The sequence below is a fragment of the Pedobacter sp. PF22-3 genome (assembly GCF_026239555.1).
GTDB lineage: Bacteria > Bacteroidota > Bacteroidia > Sphingobacteriales > Sphingobacteriaceae > Pedobacter.
On record NZ_JAPIVP010000025.1, the window covers coordinates 1 to 16,844 of the forward strand.

Sequence of the window (16,844 nt, forward strand, 5' to 3'; positions counted from 1 at the left end):
GGATCGGTACTGAACCCTTACAATCCCTAACGCGAAAATTGCTTAGGAGACCTGCAGATTTTTGAAACCTACGAGGTCTGAAAGTCATTTCCCCAACACTTCTTTCACCATTACATATTCGGTTTAATTAGCTGTAAGATGTAAAACCGATCAACATTTGTCAGTCTGAGCGGAGTCGAAGACTATTGCGGGGAGGGTTCAAACGAAAAAATGATCCTTCGACTACGCTCAGGATGACACCTCTTTTTTATTTAGTTCGGTACTAAAGAAGCGAATATTATCCCCCGGCCTTTTTTACTTTATAGCCATCTTTTTGCAAAATACCCATCACTTTATCGCGCACATCACCCTGAATCATAATTTCACCATCTTTAACAGAACCGCCTACACCACACTTGGTCTTCAGCAATTTGCCTAATACTTCTAAATCTTCTGAACGTCCCCTAAAGCCAGTAATTAACGTTACAGCTTTACCGCCACGGTTCTTTTTATCCAACATTACCCTTAAATCCTGCTGGTTATTCGGCGAGGTAATGGTATCATCAACTTCTTCTTCGTATTCGAATTCGGGATTGGTAGAATACATAATTCCGCCAAGATCGCTTAAACTGTTTTTCTTTGGTTTCATGTTTATAATGTAATATGGGAAATGTGAAATGGATGAGGGTTAACTGGTTAATTGTTTAAATCGGTAATTGACGCCCAACCCCCAAACCCCCAACGCTCAACTCCAAATTCGTCAATGATTGATAGTTCATCGTTTAGTGCCAATCGATCATCTCCGTCAACCGCTTTACGCTTAGCGCTACACTCAAGGAACAATTACTTTTAACGAGAGTGGATTCACCACAGCTTCAATCTCCACGCCCATTTGCAAAGGCTCTCCATCTACATGCACCGCTCCGGCAGCTTCTCTTGTAATCTTAATATTTTTACCCTTAATAATTTCAATCATATCTGATGTTTCGGCCTTTCCTCTTAACATTACATAACCCAATAGTGGCAATTTTATTATTGGAAAAGGTTTAATAATGCAAACATCCAGTAACCCATCTTTCACCGAAGCATTTGGCGAGATGAACACATCATTTCCATACTGCGATGAATTGGCAATACTAATGGCGAAGGCTTTTCGGGTATAAGCTTTACCATCTATCTCTAATTGATAAGTTTGCGCTTTGTAATTAAAAACCTCCTTAAAGCCCAATTTTACATAGCCTGATAGTCCACGTTTTTTATCTTTCGAAAAAACAGCACTCAAGTGCGCATCAAAACCCATTCCAGCCAGGTTGAAAAAACATTTTTTGTTAAACTCGGCCGTATCAATTTCATCAATTTTAAAATTATTGATAATGGAAAGCGCATACCTCAGGTTTTTGGAAATATTTAAAAAGCGTGCGAGGCCATTGCCTGATCCCAATGGTAAAATTCCCAGAATTTTATTGTGCTTTAATACTTTTGTGGCTACTTCATTTATAGTACCATCGCCACCTGCAGCAATAATTACATCGAAGTTTTTGGTGGCAGCTTCATCTGCGAGCTCACCGGCATGCCCTACATATTCGCTGAAAACGAAATTGGGACTAAACTTTTCCTTATCCAGGTATTTGTCGATAAAATCTGGGATACGCAGTTTTCCTCTCCCACCAGAGATAGGATTTATGATAAAGAGGATATTGATCTTTGTGTGCAAAGTGTAAGATTGAGTGCACAAAATAATCTATAATTTTTGAAATAAAGAAAATATGCTAATTTTGCGACAGTAAAAAGTGGATTGATTTGCTATCCCGATACCTCGGGACCGGATTGCAACCACTTAAAAAAATTGCTAATGCCTCCTTTCAATCATTTCAACACCTGTTTCCAAGGGGTTTGGCAATTATAAATTTGTTTATTTATCATTAATTATTTAATAAATGTCATATTTATTTACATCAGAATCTGTTTCTGAAGGTCACCCAGATAAAATCGCCGATCAAATTTCGGATGCATTAATTGATAACTTTTTGGCTTTCGATCCAGAATCAAAAGTAGCTTGCGAAACTTTGGTAACTACGGGTCAGGTTATTTTGGCGGGTGAGGTAAAATCTAAAACATATTTGGATGTACAGCAAATTGCACGTGATGTAATCAAGAAAATTGGTTACACCAAAAGCGAATACATGTTTGAGGCTAACTCTTGTGGTATTTTATCTGCTATACACGAGCAATCTCAAGATATTAACCAAGGTGTAGATAGAAGTAGTAAAGAAGAACAAGGTGCAGGCGATCAAGGGATGATGTTTGGTTATGCAACCAACGAAACTGAAGATTACATGCCTTTGGCGTTAAACCTTTCTCATAAATTGTTACAGGAACTTGCTGTTTTACGCCGTGAGAATAAAGAAATTACTTACCTACGCCCTGATGCAAAAAGCCAGGTTACTTTAGAGTACGACGATAACAACAAACCTGTTCGTATTGATGCCATTGTAATTTCTACACAGCACGATGATTTTGACGAAGAAGCCGCAATGTTAGCCAAAATTAAAACTGATCTGGTTAATATCCTGATCCCAAGAATCATCAAGAACAACCCGGCTTATGCACACTTATTTAACGATAAAATTGAGTACCACATTAACCCAACCGGTAAATTTGTAATCGGCGGTCCGCATGGTGATACCGGTTTAACCGGTAGAAAAATCATTGTTGATACTTACGGTGGTAAAGGTGCCCATGGTGGTGGCGCTTTCTCGGGTAAAGATCCAAGTAAAGTAGATAGAAGTGCAGCTTATGCTACCCGTCACATCGCTAAAAACTTAGTGGCTGCCGGCATTGCTGACGAAATTTTAGTTCAGGTATCTTACGCTATCGGTGTTGCAAAACCAATGGGTATTTACATCAATACTTACGGAACAGGCAAAGTGGGTAAAACAGATGGCGAGATTGCTAAAATTGTTGAATCGATTTTTGATATGCGCCCTTATTTTATTGAGCAACGTTTAAAGTTAAGAAACCCAATTTACAGCGAAACTGCAGCTTACGGACACATGGGCCGTACACCAGAAACGGTTACCAAAACTTTTAGAACACCAAACGGCGAAGAAAAAACAGTTTCAGTTGATTTGTTTACCTGGGAGAAATTAGATTACGTAGATCAGGTTAAAGCTGCTTTCGGCATTTAATTCTTCAAATATTTTTTTATAAAAGGCGTTTTGCAGCATTGCAGAATGCCTTTTTTGTTGTCGTGAAGTTAGATGTTACCATCTGACTGTATAAAATCTGTGTCGGATGGTAACATCCAACACCACCATGTGTGGTGGCTCACCAAACAGTAGAAAATCGTTGCTATTTTTTTGAAAAGCATGGTTCTGAATCCATCGGTACCGAAAGCCCTGCCATACGTGGGCTTGGTGCTGACAGGCCAAACTTACCAGGTTTCGCTTAACCCAAGTAGGGGCCAACTTCGTAAGTTTTTCTGGCACACCTGCTCAACCTAACATCGTTGCAAAAACCTAACCTATCTAAACCTGATTGCCGCGAAAATCCTTTTTTGCCACCCTAAGCAAGCTTTAATAACCACAGTTGAAGTGAAGGCAAAAAAGATTGCAGCAAAAGCAGGATGGACATTAAAAAAAGCTACCGCAATTGCTTTCCAAAAAAACAATACCAATATCTATAACACTCAATATTCATTCCCTGATTAAAAAAATAAAAAATATTAAAGCCCATTATTTTTCATAAACGACAACTCTTTTTCGGCGAAATGCTCATCATCTATGCTATAAGATTTAATATCCGCAATTTTCATTTCATCTACTACATCAACAAAATTTTGGAATTTGGCCGTTTTGCCCGGTTTGATGATCACGATCATATGCTTTGATGGATCGTTCTGATGGCTAGCTGCAACCAATAGCTTATTCGCCATAATTTCTTTTTGAAGATCTGCCACAGGCATTACTTTCATATTGCCCTTTTCAAAAGTACCCATGTAAGAAACAGCCTTATTATCTTTACCCAGCACAATGGTCATGGTACGCGATTCGGGAAAGGGAGCAAGATCAATATCATGCTCATTAACCGGCTTAGCAATATCTGCAGCATTTAACTGACTCAGTGTTGTGGTAAGCATAAAAAATGTAGTTAATAAGAACATCAGGTCTACCATTGCAGTAAGATCTACCCTTGGTGTTGCTTTTTTGGTTCTTCCTTTTACAGCCTTGCCGCTTTGAGATTCGTTTAGAGTCGCCATAATGATTTAGTTTTTTTAATGATGATGACAACCCTGATCAAATTGCATAAAAAAAGCGGCTAAAAATTTAACCGCTTAAGAAAGTTTGTTTCTCGAAGAAACGATCAGACTATAAATTTTACTTCACGGCTTCAATAACACCACAGCCCACTCTCGGCCCGGAGTTACCGGTAGGTTGCGTGGTATAATCATCTGTACCGCCGTGTACAATAATTCCACGACCGATAATATTCTTAATATCGCCATCTTTTATGCTCCACCTGTCTGTAGTAACCGAAAGTGTGGCATGGCCTTTACTATCTAACATGATATTGCCAATATCGCCACTATGGTAAGCCGCAGATCCCCATTTGCCATGTGCCTCTTTAGTTGGGTTCCAGTGACCGTGAGTGTTCTCGCCCATATTGCCACAATCGCCATGTTCATGAAAGTGAACCGCCACATTGCTATCAGCACGTGCAGCAAAATTCATTTCAATATCCATCTTAATCTTCCCATTACTCAATTCATAAAACTTTGCAGTCCCGATGGTTTTCGTATTATCGGCAGTTTCGGTTAACGTCGCCTGGGCAATTTCTTTTTCGTTTTTTGTACAGGCACTCACAAGCGCAACACCTGCAATTGCTAAGCTTAAAAAATATTTTTTCATATGATTAAAATTTAGTTTAAACAAGAACAGATTGGCAATCATTTAGTTTGCTTTAAAAAGAATGACGGCAAAACCATTTCGCGCGCCACTTGTTTAATCAGTATAAAATAGTATACTATGGAACAGCCAAATGAAATGAACACTTTAAGTCAAATTTTGGAGAAATTGAGGCTGAAAGGAAAAGATAACGAATTAAAAATATCTGATCACGGTAAGATGCAAAGTAAATCGCTCGGGAAAATTTATAAACCCGAAGATTTGACCATTGTTAAAACTTATCGTTTTGAAGGCGATTCTGACCCTGCAGATAATTCTGTATTGTATCTGATAGAAGATGGAGAAAAAAATATTGGTTATGTATTAGATGCCTATGGCACATACTCCGACAATGAAGGTCCGGCGTTTGATGATTTTTTGAAGAAAATTCCGACAGAAAACAGGGACGAACAGGAACTGTTCTGTTAATAACTTCAGCGTGTAATAGAAAGGAGAAGCAGCGTAATCTGATTCTCCTTTTTTTATTTTAAATGAGTATCGGTCTATAATTCCCCTAGTTTTGCACCTCATTTTACGCCCCCCTGGATGAAAAGCAAAATCAATATTCCACCAATACCTGCTGTTTTACTATCCATTATCAGTGTGCAATGTGGGGCGGCAATAGCAAAAGGCCTTTTTCCACAGATTGGGGCAGCTGCAACAGCATCTTTACGCATTGGTTTATCAGCAGTAATCTTACTAATTGCCTTTAGGCCAAACCTATTTAAACTTAATGCTAAGCAATGGAAATATGTGATCCTGTACGGTGTGTGTTTAGGTGTGATGAATATGGTTTTTTATATGGCTATAGCAAGAATTCCGATTGGTTTAGGCGTAACTTTAGAATTCGTTGGTCCGCTGGGACTTGCCATTTTTGGTTCAAAAAAACCGATTGATTTTCTTTGGGTGGTACTTGCTGCTACCGGTATTATCTTAATTACTCCGTGGACGGGCACAGGACTAAATCTAGCTGGTGTACTGTTGGCGCTTTTGGCGGGTGTATTCTGGGCAGGTTATATCATTTTAGGTGGTAGAATTTCTAAAATCATGAAAGGTGGCGATGCCGTTGCCATCGGGATGTTATTTGCTACCATAGTCATTTTGCCCTTTGGTATTTATGGTGGTGGTTTAAGCACGCTGAATCCTAAATTAATAGGATTGGGAGCAGCACTTGCGCTACTATCAAGTGCCATTCCCTTTACCCTGGAAATGAAAGCCCTTAAGCAGCTTCCTGCCCGGACCTTTAGTATTTTAATGAGCTTAGAACCTGCCATGGCCGCATTAGCTGCATTCGCTTTTTTACAAGAATACCTCAGCTTAAAAGAGTGCTTTGCTGTAGCTTTTGTGGTAATTGCTTCCGCAGGCTCATCATTAACAGCCAGGCATACCAAAGGATGATCAGGCTACTTTTTCTGTTTTATAAATGACGATCTCATCTGTTAACCGGCCAGATTGCGCCACAAAATCTAAGATATAGGACTGTTTATTGTGCAGATCCAAACCTGCCTGATCTTTCCACTCCTCATGAAAAATAAAAGTATGATCGCTTGCCGCATCATGAAGATCGTACTGAATGCAGGCTTCCTCTTTGCGCGAATTTGCGACCATATCCAGCAGCATCGTTCTTAATTCTGCTGTCGTTTCTTGTTTGCTTTTAACAATTGCTGTCAAATAAATGCTCATGTATTTCTGTATTTAAAAATTTTTCGGTTAAATGTTCCTGGTACAATTTAAGTGCAGTCCTAATATCTGCATTCTTTTCTACATCATGAAAATGAATTCCTGGTATTTGTTCCATTCCGGTAAAGGCATTCATCCTGTGAAAGCCGAACAAAACACCATCATCCACACTGGTTTCCATAAAAAATTCTCCTCGCAAAGTAAAAGCCTCTTTTGGCGCATTCCATGATGATGTAACCATATATTTCCGTCCGTGCAGCATACCACCTGTACCATAATTTCGGGTTGGATTTTCAGCTTTGCGCCCGTCGCTAACATAAATTCCTTTTTTATGCCCTTCGGTAAATACCACATCTATATACTTTTTAAATCCATGTGGCAACTGGAACCACCAGATCGGGGTGTGGTAAATGACAACATCTGCCCAAACATACTTCTCTACTTCTTCCTTTGGCTGGTATTCGTGGTTAATATTGGTAGTTTTTACCTTAAATCCTTTTTGCGAAGTAAAAAAATCGAGCGTAGCATTCGCTATCGTTTCGTTAAATCTGCCACCGGAATGACCAAATTTTTGTCCGCCATTAATAATAAATATTTTTGCCATTTCGTTTTTTCTTTTTTGATCACACAAAATTAAAGCGCTCAATCCTATTATTAAAACAAGTTAATTCATAGCTTTGTATCAGAATTATAATACTTAGATGATGGTTAATTTAGAGTGGTATAGAAGTTTCAAGGCGATTTATAAAACAGGAACTTTGACTGGTGCGGCAGAAAATCTTTTTATATCGCAACCAGGGGTAAGTTTGCATTTAAGTTCATTAGAAAGTTATGTTGGCTATAAATTATTCGAACGAACTGGCAGGAAAATGATTCCTACAGAAAAAGGAAAAGTTTTGTATAATTTTATTGTAGAACCTCTGACCAAACTAGAGGATGCAGAAAAACATTTCCAGAAAAGCACAGAGAAGCATACCCCAACCATTAGCGTTGGCATGTGTTTTGAAACTTTTCAGATTACGCTTGAGCAATATATCTCTACCCTGCCTTTTAACGTTATCATCCGTTTTGGCGAATATCCGGAAATGTTAGATCAATTGGATAAGGGTATTTTAGACCTCATTATTACCCCGCAAAAAGGCAATTCTCAGCATATAGAACATGAAGCCTTCTCTTCTGAAACCATTGTTTTAGTAGGTGGAATAGAAACTGATGCACAAGCTTTTGACACGTTGGTTAAAAAGAAAGATCTGTCAGGAATGGAAGACTGGTTAAAGCAGCAAAAGTGGTATGGTACCGCGGGCGATATGGAACACCTATTACGGTTTTGGCAGCTTAACTTTGGCAAGCATGCCGATTTCCGTCCAAACTATATTGTACCTAACCTCAATTCTATTGTCCGCTGCTTATCTGGTGGAAAGGGATTGGCTATCATCCCCGATTTTCTTTGCAAAAAAGAAGTAGAAGATGAAAAAATAAAGGTGATTTGGGAAGGTACCTCAAAACTCACCAACACTTTATACTTTGGTTGTAGAAAAAATACGCAATATGCATCAGAAATTCATTTAATCAAAAACCTTTTTAAAGAGGTTATGGTTAGTATATAGTTTCTATTGAAAAACCCAATTTAAGTCTATTTTTATTTTGAAACTTAAGTAAAATAATTATTTTAGATCACGTCGTAAAATCCCATAATGAGTCAATCCAGTCCTTTTCTAAGTAACGATCAATTATTAGAAGTTTTTAACTATACCCCTACTGCAACCGCCGTACATGTTGGAGAAACGGCCATTATACAGAGTGCAAATGATGCGATGCTCAGGATTTGGGGGAAAGACAGGTGTGTGATCGGGAAATCGCTTGAAGATGCCCTGCCTGAATTAAAAGGACAACCTTTTATTGAGATGTTTAGAAGGGTTTGGATGGAAGGCCTGGTGATTTCGGGAAAAGATACTGCTGCCGACCTCCTCATTGATGGGGAGCTAAAAACCTTTTACTTTGATTTTGAATACCGGGCCATTAAAAATGACGAAGGTAATACCATCTGTGTTCTACATACGGCAGTTGATGTAAGCGAGCGTGTGCTGAGACGTGAGGCTGTAGAAAGGGAGCGAGAGAAGGAAGAAGCATTACAGCGGGAACAGGTACTGAATGAGGAGCTTGCGGCCACAGTAGAAGAACTTGCAGCTACCAATGAGGAACTGGTGGCCACAAACGAAGAATTACAGGAAACACAAGAAACCTTACATGTTTTAAATAATGAACTCGAATTAAGGGTTGTAGAGCGGTTTAACCAACTGTCTGAAAGCGAAAAGCGCTTCAAAACCATGGCTGAGGGAACCGATATTTTTATTTCCGTTGGCGATGAACAGGGAAATGCGATCTATTTTAATAAACCATGGACAACCTTAACGGGTAGATCGATGAAAGATCTGCTAGCCTTCGGCTGGGCTGATTTGATCCACCCTGAAGACAGTGATCGATATATGAGTATTTATCTTTCAGCTCTTCGGGATAAAATAGCGTTTACTGGTGAATTTAGGATCCTGACCAGAAAAGGTGATTACCGATGGCTGCTAGCTAATGGTCCGCCACGTTTCCACGCCGATGGGTCTTTTGCTGGTTATATCAGTTCATGTATTGATATTACCGAAAGAAAATTAATCGAATTAGAGCGTTTAAATTTAAATAAACTCATCGAAGCCAGTTCAGAATTTATCGCTTTGGTTGGTTTAGATATGTCTATCCAATATTTAAATCCTGCAGCTTTAAGAAAGTTAGGCTGGGCAAATAGCAAGAATCGAAATATACTGGAGGTTATTTTTCCGGCAGACAGGCCTGCTGCCGAAAGACTTTTACCCGGCGTTTTGGGGGGCAACAATTTCAAACAGGAAATCCGTTTCTGGAACGAAAAAACTGGGATTCCATTTTGGATTGAATGGAATGGTTTTGCCATAAAAGATCAGGAAACAGATAAAATAACTGCAATTGCCTCGGTAAGCCCGGATATTACGGAACGAAAACTTTATCAGGAAGAGCTTCAGGATATCAACGTTGAAATGGCAGCGGCAAATGAGGAATTGGCTGCAACCAATGAAGAACTCGCCCAAACACACGAAGACCTGATCCAATATACCAAAAAGTTAGCCGATAGTGAAGAAAGGCTGCTTCAAGCAATTGATACCGGAAAAATGGGTACCTGGAGCATCGACCCCAAAACACTTGAAATTACGGTGTCCGGCTTTGTTAAAAATTTACTCGGCCTGCCATTTGATGAACCCGCTAAAATGGATGATATCATGAGCGCAATCGATCTAGATTATCATGATATATTCAATACAGCTTTGTCAAATGCATTAAATAATCACTCATCAAGCGATAATGAATACCCAATAACCAATTTAATTACGGGCGAAGAAAAATGGGTTAGGGCAACCGGAAGGGTATTTGTAGATCAGCATGGCCATATGACAGAATATTCTGGTCTTTTTATTGATATCACCGAGCAAAAATTAGATGAGCTCCGTAAAAATGATTTCATCGGCATGGTGAGTCACGAATTAAAAACACCATTAACAGCCATCAATGGATTTGTACAGGTTTTGCAGCGCAAAGCTAAAAAAGACGAAGACAATTATGAAATGATCGCGCTGGAAAAAACGAATAGCCAGATCAGAAAAATGACTACCATGATCAATGGTTTCTTAAACGTGTCACGTTTGGAATCGGGCAAGCTACTGATCGAAAAAACAAACTTTAACTTAGATGAGCTGTTGAAAGAAGCCATTGAGGAAACTTATATTTCACAATCTTCTCACCAGATTATATTAAATCCAACCTGTGGTGTAGATATTCATGCGGATAGGGATAAAATCGGCAACGTGATTTCTAACCTGATCAGTAACGGAATAAAATATTCGGATAACGGAACGCGTATAGAGATTACCTGTAATACTAGTGAGAATGAGGTTGAACTTCAGATTAAAGATGAGGGAATAGGTATAAAACCCGATGATATTGATAAGCTTTTTGAGCGTTATTACCGTGTTCAGGGCAACCATACTATCTCAGGTTTTGGCATCGGACTTTATTTAAGTGCAGAAATTATAGAAAGGCATGGGGGCAGGATATGGGCTGAAAGTGAAGAAGGTAAGGGATCTGTGTTTCATTTTACTTTACCTTTGAATCAGGTTTGTCATTCTGAGTGAAACGAAGAATCTTACTATCCAAGCATGAAAGATTCTTCACTGCGCTCAGAATGACAATAATGGCATTTCTCTTAAAAGCCTACCCTATTTCCAAGCCATCCAGCACTTCATCATCAACCAGGCTAGGCAGTGTAATTTTTAAAGTACCCGTACGTTTCATTTCACGTTCGATAGCAAAGCGCGCTTCCTTATTTCGGGCCCAGCTCCTTCTTGCAATTCCATTATTTACATCATAAAAAAGCATATTTTGCAATTTTTCTGCAGCCTGTTCTGTTCCATCCAATACCAATCCAAAACCACCATTTATTACTTCTCCCCAGCCTACACCACCACCATTATGGATCGAAACCCAGGTTGCACCTCTGAAACTATCCCCAATTACGTTATGAATGGCCATATCGGCCGTAAACCTGCTGCCATCATAAATATTACTGGTTTCTCTAAAAGGCGAATCCGTTCCGCTTACATCATGATGATCTCTCCCCAATATCACTGGCGCCGATAATTCGCCTGTTTTAATGGCTTCGTTAAAACGCAAGGCAATTTTTGCCCTTCCTTCAGCATCTGCATATAAAATCCGGGCTTTCGAACCCACTACCAATCTGTTTTCTTTTGCAGCACTAATCCAATTAATGTTATCCTGCAATTGCTGTTGTATTTCTGCCGGAGCACCCAGTTTAATCTCTTCCATCACTTCTTTAGCCATGCGATCGGTTAAATCAAGATCATTTTCTCTTCCTGAAGCACAAACCCACCTAAATGGACCAAAACCATAGTCGAAACACAAGGGGCCTAAAATATCTTCTACATAAGAGGGATACCTGAAATCTATTCCATTCGCGGCCATTACATCAGCACCTGCCCTACTGCATTCCAGTAAAAAGGCATTTCCGTAGTCGAAAAAATAGGTACCCTTAGCTGCGTGATTATTAATACTTATTGCTTGCCTTTTTAATGATTCCTGTACAGAAACTTTAAACTTGCCAGATGCATTGGCCATCATTTCATTGGCTTCTACAAAACTCAAATCTACCGGATAGTAGCCTCCTGAATAAGGATTATGAAGCGAAGTTTGGTCGGAACCAATCGTCACTTCAATATTTTCTTGGTCAAAACGTTCCCAAATGTCCACTACATTTCCAATGTAGGCCAATGAAACCGTTTGTTTTTCATTTTGGGCCAGTAAAACCCTTTTTACCAGTTCATCCAAATGCTCAATCAGCTCATCTACCCAACCTTGTTGATGCCTTTTAATTGCAGCCTTTGGGTTTACTTCAGCACACACCGTAATACAGCCTACAATATTCCCAGCTTTGGTTTGTGCCCCACTCATCCCCCCCAAACCAGCTGTTAGAAAAATTTTACCGGCAACATCTTTTCCATAAAATCCTTTTTTACGGAAAGCATTCATTAAAGTAATCGCTGTTCCATGCACAATACCCTGAGGTCCGATATACATATACGAACCTGCTGTCATTTGCCCATATTGGGTTACACCTAGAGCATTAAATTTTTCAAGATCTTCTGGTGATGAATAATTAGGGATCATCATACCATTGGTAACCACAAGTCTTGGTGCCGCAGCATTCGAGGGGAATAATCCCTGCGGATGCCCACTGTAGATATTCAGCGTTTGCTGATCAGTCATGGTAGCAAGGTACTGCATGGTTAAAAGATATTGTGCCCAATTCTGAAACACGCTGCCATTACCGCCATAAGTAATCAACTCTTCGGGATGCTGCGCTATGGCTGGATCCAGGTTATTTTGGATCATGAGCATAATCGCCGCCGCATGTGGTGTACAACATGGGTATTCATTTATCGGCCTTGCATAAATGGCATAATCGGGCATAAAACGGTACATGTAAATATGTCCGTAATTTTCCAGTTCAGCCAGAAATTCTTTCGCCAGTTTCGGATGCCATGATTTCGGGAAATAACGTAAAGCATTTTTGATGCTCAGTTTCTTCTCCTCAACATTTAAGATGGCTCTCCTTACCGGCGCATGGCTCAACATGGGATTTCTATCTCTTTTTGCCGGCAATGTTGAAGGAATGCCTGCCAATATCTGTGCTTTAAAATCCATAATCTGAAAATTAAATTCTTAATTTAATGCTAATGCTGCTTTGCTGGCAACGGCTACAATCTTACCTTGCTTTACCATTTCGATGGCGTTTTCCATCCTATCGTACATGATCTGGTCTTCTTCAAAGTGGTCAATTTCAGTGCGAACAAAATCATGAACCGCAGCCAAAATTTTTCCAGGTTTTAATGGCTGATGGTAATCAACCGCCTGTGCGGCACAGAATAATTCAATACCCAGGATTTTCTCCACGTTTTCAATCACCTGCAATGCTTTACGTCCACTAATGGAGCCCATGCTTACATGGTCTTCCTGACCTAATGAGGTTGGAATACTGTCTGCACTGGCCGGGAAACAAAGACCTTTATTTTCGCTGGCCAGCGCTGCTGATGTATATTGGACAATCATGAAACCCGAATTTAGTCCGGTTTCCTTCATCAACAATTTTGGCACGCCTGGGGTATTTCCCTCAAGGGAGAGATAAATCCTCCGATCGCTGATATTCCCGATTTCGGAGGCCGCCAAACAGGCGTAATCAAGCGGCAAAGCCAGTGGCTGACCGTGAAAATTGCCTCCACTAATGGTTAAGTCGTCATTTAATATAACCGGGTTATCAGTCACTGAATTCAGTTCTATTTCTAAAGCCTCTTTTAAATGTAGCCAGGCAGTTCTCGAAGCGCCGTGTACCTGCGGAATGCATCTTAAAGAGTACGGATCCTGCACTTTGGCGCAATCGGCATGTGATTTCATAATTTCAGAGCCCTCCAATAATTTACGCACCTGTTCTGCCACAGCAATATTTGCAGGATATGGCCGCAATTGGTGAAGCGCTGCATGAAAAGGTTTTTCAGATCCCTGTAAGCCTTCAATCATCAACGCAGCTATAATATCGGCAGATGAAAGTAAGTTTTCCAAACGTTGTACCACCTTAACGGCATGCGCGGCAATAAACTGTGTTCCGTTAATTAAAGCCAAACCTTCTTTTGGCCCCAATTGTAAAGGTTGCATCTGGTGCTTTTTTAAAAGTTCAGCTGTGGTGATAAATTCGCCTTTATAATGAACCTTACCCAAGCCAATTAAAGGCAAAAACAGATGAGAAAGGGGAGCAAGATCGCCAGAAGCACCAACAGAGCCTTGTTTAGGTACAACAGGCGTAGCACCGATTTCTAAAAACCAGATCATTCGGTCGAGCGTTTCGATTTTAATGCCTGAAAAGCCCTGTGCCAAGGCTTGTAGTTTTAACACCAGCATCAGTTTTGATATTTCACTATCTATCGGCTCACCAACACCAACAGCGTGGCTTTTTAAAATATTCTCCTGCAGTTTACGGGTATCAACAGCCGAAATCATGGAAGTACAAAGCGGGCCGAATCCAGTATTGATACCGTAAACGGGCTTACCTGAAATAGCAATCCGCTCCACAACCTTGCTGCTTTGGTGCACCTTTTCCCTTGTGCTTTCACTTAATATCCCTTTCACTTCGCCATTGATGATGGACAGAGCCAATTTAGCGGTTAAATGATCAGTTCCATATTTAAAAATCTGTTGTGCGCTCATGTGATGAAGGTTTTAAACAAAAATAAGCCCTATATTTGATACCTATAAATACCAATTACATCATCATTTAATAACCATGGGTTATCAGATAGAGCTTAGGCATTTAAAATATTTTCAGGTTTTAGCAGAAGAACTGAAGTTTAGAAAGGCTGCAGACCGCTTATTTATTTCGCAACCTGGACTGAGTCGGCAGATTAAGCAGATGGAGGAAATTTTTAATGCGCCACTCTTCGATCGGAACAAGAAAAAAGTAACACTCACCGAGGCTGGGCTTTATCTTAAAGATGAAGTAGATTTTCTGTTCAGCCACATCGAGAACATTAAAAAACAGATCAGCAATATTAATGAGGGTAAACAGGGCGAACTCCGCATCGGTTTTTTAGGCTCTGCAGCGCAAAAAATTGTACCTGAAGTTATTTTTAAACTAAATAAAGATTTTCCGGAGATCAGTACTAATCTGGATGAAATGCCCAATAAGTTGCAGATCGAATTATTAGAAAAAGATATGCTTGATCTAGGTTTCGTGCGGATGCAGCAGTTTAAACCTGATATTTCGAAATACATGATTCATCAGGATACCTTTTCGCTGGTATTGCCTAAAAGTCACCAGATGAAAAAAGCCAGTTTTGAAGCAGTAAAAAAATTAGGTGATGAACCTTTTATCTTTTTCTCCAGTGACGATAGCCCCTTCTATTACGACCTGATGATGAGCATTTGTGAAGACCATGGCTTTAAACCTAAAACCTATCATAAATCGGTTAATGCGCTCACCATTTATAAATTGGTAGAAGAAGGTTTAGGTATTGCCATTGTACCTACTGGCTTGCAATATGGTTACCAGGAAAACGTAAAGTTTGTAGAACTTACCCATATTCCGCAGCGAACAGAACTGTACATGATCTGGAAAGAATCTAACCGGAATCCTGCGCTAAAAAATGTGATTCATTTGCTGTTGAAAGATAAGGTTTAACATAACCAAGAAGACGATGTTTGTTTTAAAGACAAAGTTTTACTTTTTGAAACAGATTGAGATCTAAATTTTTAATGTTGGCGTTATTTTCTTTGCTTCCAGAAACCTAATAATGTTAGATACAGAAAAGAAAGGTTAAAGGCCAAACAGATGATGATTAAAGCATCGGCTTTTTTCTGTAATACAATTGAAATAAGATACAAAAAAGCAGAGATCGGGATGGTTAACATAAACGCAAACAAAGACCTGAAAAACTGAGTATTGGCATGATCAAAAGCATTTATAAAATCGTAGTAAAAGCCTATTATATTTAACCCAATAAAAATAGTGGCCATTATCAATAAACCAGATCTTTCAATAATATACTGGTTGGCTACCGTAATTATCTGAAGTATACCGGCAATTGAATCTTTAAATATAAATACAGGTATCCCAAAAACGGCTAGTAGCAGGCCAATATAAACAATCCAAAAAAAAGATTTTTTTGAGACTGTTTCATTTCCAGCTTGCTTATAGCTTTTAGCAATCGTTTTGTTAAAACGTGATGGCCTGAAACTGTATAAAACAATAAGGATGAAATAAAATTCAAGCTGGAAAATGGTCAGTTGATAACCGTCGTTGGTATTTCTGATTAAGCTTTCGTTAGTTTCTTGGGTAATGAAGAAATAGAATAACGAGCAAACAACATAGAGCCTAAAAAGTAGGAAATAGCAGAATAGAATAGTTGAAATTCTTTTGGCAATCATACTTTAATAGCTATTTACATCTAATTAAGAGACTAATTTAAGCCTATTTTATCCACTCCAAACTATTTATTATTTTTCCAATAATATCTTATGCTTCAACATTACTCTTTTCAAACCTAAGCCTTCCCTACTATAAACAAGTTTCATTTGCTTAAATTGTCCACCCTCATCATAAGTCATCCATGTAAAGCTATGAGCTAAATCAAGATCTTTTGTTTTAATAAGTGGAGATAGATAAGGCTTTAACAAACTAAACATACTAGTAATAAGTTCATTGTCATAAGCGCGATAAATTCTAAATTTTTCTGTATTAAATGCTAAAAATATTTGAAATAACATTTGATAAAACCAAGATCTTCTGGTTAATTCATATTGTACTGGTTTATTAAAGTAAGTATATAATTTATGTTTATTAAAACCTCGGTTATAGAAAATAATGATGTCATCAATTGAATCAATAGCGATTTTCTCCTTTAAAAAGAATGTTTCAATAATCAGATCGTTGTTTTCCAAATAAATTTTATAGAACATATTCTACAATATAAATTTATCTTATTAAAGAAAGTGCTTCCCCTTTATTTTTTCTATGAAAGATTGCCTGTTTTTGTAATCCAATTTCCGTATCATCATTCATTCAGAATTCTAGTCACATATAAAACTATTTATGAAAAGTAATTG

At 38.8% G+C, this 16,844-nt stretch carries 16 protein-coding genes; 6 read left to right on the forward strand and 10 right to left on the reverse strand.

Features of this window, described 5'->3' with window-relative positions:
* Positions 1-277: 277 nt before the first annotated feature.
* Positions 278-628, reverse strand: coding sequence for a translation initiation factor (locus OQX63_RS21955; protein WP_265852946.1), 351 nt, complete (start codon positions 626-628; stop codon positions 278-280).
* Positions 629-811: 183 nt separating this feature from the next.
* Positions 812-1,693, reverse strand: a complete 882-nt coding sequence (locus OQX63_RS21960; protein WP_265852947.1) for a diacylglycerol/lipid kinase family protein — start codon at positions 1,691-1,693, stop codon at positions 812-814.
* 223 nt (positions 1,694-1,916) lie between these two features.
* Here OQX63_RS21960 and metK point away from each other — a divergent pair, with 223 nt between their 5' ends.
* A complete protein-coding gene (gene metK / locus OQX63_RS21965; RefSeq protein ID WP_265852948.1) occupies positions 1,917-3,167 on the forward strand; it encodes a methionine adenosyltransferase in 1,251 nt (416 codons plus the stop codon).
* Between the two features lie 536 nt (positions 3,168-3,703).
* Here metK and OQX63_RS21970 read toward each other — a convergent pair.
* Positions 3,704-4,237 carry a biopolymer transporter ExbD gene (locus OQX63_RS21970; RefSeq protein ID WP_265852949.1) on the reverse strand — a complete coding sequence of 178 codons (534 nt, stop codon included), beginning with the start codon at positions 4,235-4,237 and terminating at the stop codon, positions 3,704-3,706.
* Between the two features lie 118 nt (positions 4,238-4,355).
* Positions 4,356-4,886, reverse strand: coding sequence for a superoxide dismutase family protein (locus OQX63_RS21975; protein WP_265852950.1), 531 nt, complete (start codon positions 4,884-4,886; stop codon positions 4,356-4,358).
* 117 nt (positions 4,887-5,003) lie between these two features.
* Between OQX63_RS21975 and OQX63_RS21980 the strand changes: the two genes are divergently transcribed.
* Together OQX63_RS21980 and OQX63_RS21985 are read left to right on the forward strand one after the other, a co-directional pair.
* Complete coding sequence (locus OQX63_RS21980) at positions 5,004-5,351, forward strand: hypothetical protein (RefSeq protein ID WP_265852951.1); 348 nt, start codon at positions 5,004-5,006, stop codon at positions 5,349-5,351.
* 117 nt (positions 5,352-5,468) lie between these two features.
* Positions 5,469-6,320, forward strand: coding sequence for an EamA family transporter (locus tag OQX63_RS21985; protein ID WP_265852952.1), 852 nt, complete (start codon positions 5,469-5,471; stop codon positions 6,318-6,320).
* Here OQX63_RS21985 and OQX63_RS21990 read toward each other — a convergent pair whose 3' ends face one another.
* The gene (locus OQX63_RS21990) at positions 6,321-6,605 is read right to left on the reverse strand and encodes a putative quinol monooxygenase (protein ID WP_265852953.1); all 285 of its coding nucleotides are present in this window, start codon (positions 6,603-6,605) and stop codon (positions 6,321-6,323) included.
* Positions 6,577-7,206 carry an NAD(P)H-dependent oxidoreductase gene (locus tag OQX63_RS21995; RefSeq protein WP_265852954.1) on the reverse strand — a complete coding sequence of 210 codons (630 nt, stop codon included), beginning with the start codon at positions 7,204-7,206 and terminating at the stop codon, positions 6,577-6,579. Before OQX63_RS21995 ends, OQX63_RS21990 begins: the two co-directional genes overlap by 29 nt.
* Positions 7,207-7,303: 97 nt before the next feature.
* Here OQX63_RS21995 and OQX63_RS22000 point away from each other — a divergent pair, with 97 nt between their 5' ends.
* A complete protein-coding gene (locus OQX63_RS22000) occupies positions 7,304-8,209 on the forward strand; it encodes a LysR family transcriptional regulator (RefSeq protein WP_322974539.1) in 906 nt (301 codons plus the stop codon).
* Between the two features lie 87 nt (positions 8,210-8,296).
* Positions 8,297-10,810 (forward strand): PAS domain S-box protein, encoded by a 2,514-nt coding sequence (locus OQX63_RS22005; protein WP_265852955.1) that lies wholly within the window; start codon positions 8,297-8,299, stop codon positions 10,808-10,810.
* A 79-nt stretch (positions 10,811-10,889) separates the two neighbouring features.
* On the opposite strand, the gene OQX63_RS22010 is transcribed toward OQX63_RS22005, so the two are convergent.
* Complete coding sequence (locus OQX63_RS22010) at positions 10,890-12,896, reverse strand: urocanate hydratase (protein WP_265852956.1); 2,007 nt, start codon at positions 12,894-12,896, stop codon at positions 10,890-10,892.
* An 18-nt stretch (positions 12,897-12,914) separates the two neighbouring features.
* Positions 12,915-14,450: a histidine ammonia-lyase gene (gene hutH / locus OQX63_RS22015; protein ID WP_265852957.1), complete on the reverse strand. Its 1,536-nt coding sequence runs from the start codon at positions 14,448-14,450 to the stop codon at positions 12,915-12,917.
* 76 nt (positions 14,451-14,526) lie between these two features.
* On the opposite strand from hutH, the gene OQX63_RS22020 reads away from it, so the two are divergent.
* On the forward strand, positions 14,527-15,420 hold the full coding sequence (locus OQX63_RS22020) for a LysR family transcriptional regulator (protein WP_265852958.1): 894 nt from the start codon (positions 14,527-14,529) through the stop codon (positions 15,418-15,420).
* 83 nt (positions 15,421-15,503) lie between these two features.
* Here the strand turns inward: OQX63_RS22020 and OQX63_RS22025 are convergent, their stop codons facing one another.
* Positions 15,504-16,166 (reverse strand): hypothetical protein, encoded by a 663-nt coding sequence (locus OQX63_RS22025; RefSeq protein ID WP_265852959.1) that lies wholly within the window; start codon positions 16,164-16,166, stop codon positions 15,504-15,506.
* A 69-nt stretch (positions 16,167-16,235) separates the two neighbouring features.
* A complete protein-coding gene (locus tag OQX63_RS22030; RefSeq protein ID WP_265852960.1) occupies positions 16,236-16,679 on the reverse strand; it encodes a hypothetical protein in 444 nt (147 codons plus the stop codon).
* Positions 16,680-16,844: the final 165 nt, after the last annotated feature.

Excerpts from the sequence above, each read along its gene's own strand:
- hutH (WP_265852957.1), bottom strand. The coding sequence starts at position 14,450 with ATGAGCGCACAACAGATTTTTAAATATGGAACTGATCATTTAACCGCT.
- OQX63_RS21970 (WP_265852949.1), bottom strand. The coding sequence starts at position 4,237 with ATGGCGACTCTAAACGAATCTCAAAGCGGCAAGGCTGTAAAAGGAAGA.
- OQX63_RS21980 (WP_265852951.1), top strand. The coding sequence starts at position 5,004 with ATGGAACAGCCAAATGAAATGAACACTTTAAGTCAAATTTTGGAGAAA.
- OQX63_RS21955 (WP_265852946.1), bottom strand. The coding sequence starts at position 628 with ATGAAACCAAAGAAAAACAGTTTAAGCGATCTTGGCGGAATTATGTAT.
- OQX63_RS22010 (WP_265852956.1), bottom strand. The coding sequence starts at position 12,896 with ATGGATTTTAAAGCACAGATATTGGCAGGCATTCCTTCAACATTGCCG.
- OQX63_RS21990 (WP_265852953.1), bottom strand. The coding sequence starts at position 6,605 with ATGAGCATTTATTTGACAGCAATTGTTAAAAGCAAACAAGAAACGACA.
- OQX63_RS21975 (WP_265852950.1), bottom strand. The coding sequence starts at position 4,886 with ATGAAAAAATATTTTTTAAGCTTAGCAATTGCAGGTGTTGCGCTTGTG.
- OQX63_RS22025 (WP_265852959.1), bottom strand. The coding sequence starts at position 16,166 with ATGATTGCCAAAAGAATTTCAACTATTCTATTCTGCTATTTCCTACTT.
- OQX63_RS21985 (WP_265852952.1), top strand. The coding sequence starts at position 5,469 with ATGAAAAGCAAAATCAATATTCCACCAATACCTGCTGTTTTACTATCC.
- OQX63_RS22020 (WP_265852958.1), top strand. The coding sequence starts at position 14,527 with ATGGGTTATCAGATAGAGCTTAGGCATTTAAAATATTTTCAGGTTTTA.
- OQX63_RS22000 (WP_322974539.1), top strand. The coding sequence starts at position 7,304 with ATGATGGTTAATTTAGAGTGGTATAGAAGTTTCAAGGCGATTTATAAA.
- OQX63_RS21995 (WP_265852954.1), bottom strand. The coding sequence starts at position 7,206 with ATGGCAAAAATATTTATTATTAATGGCGGACAAAAATTTGGTCATTCC.
- OQX63_RS22005 (WP_265852955.1), top strand. The coding sequence starts at position 8,297 with ATGAGTCAATCCAGTCCTTTTCTAAGTAACGATCAATTATTAGAAGTT.
- metK (WP_265852948.1), top strand. The coding sequence starts at position 1,917 with ATGTCATATTTATTTACATCAGAATCTGTTTCTGAAGGTCACCCAGAT.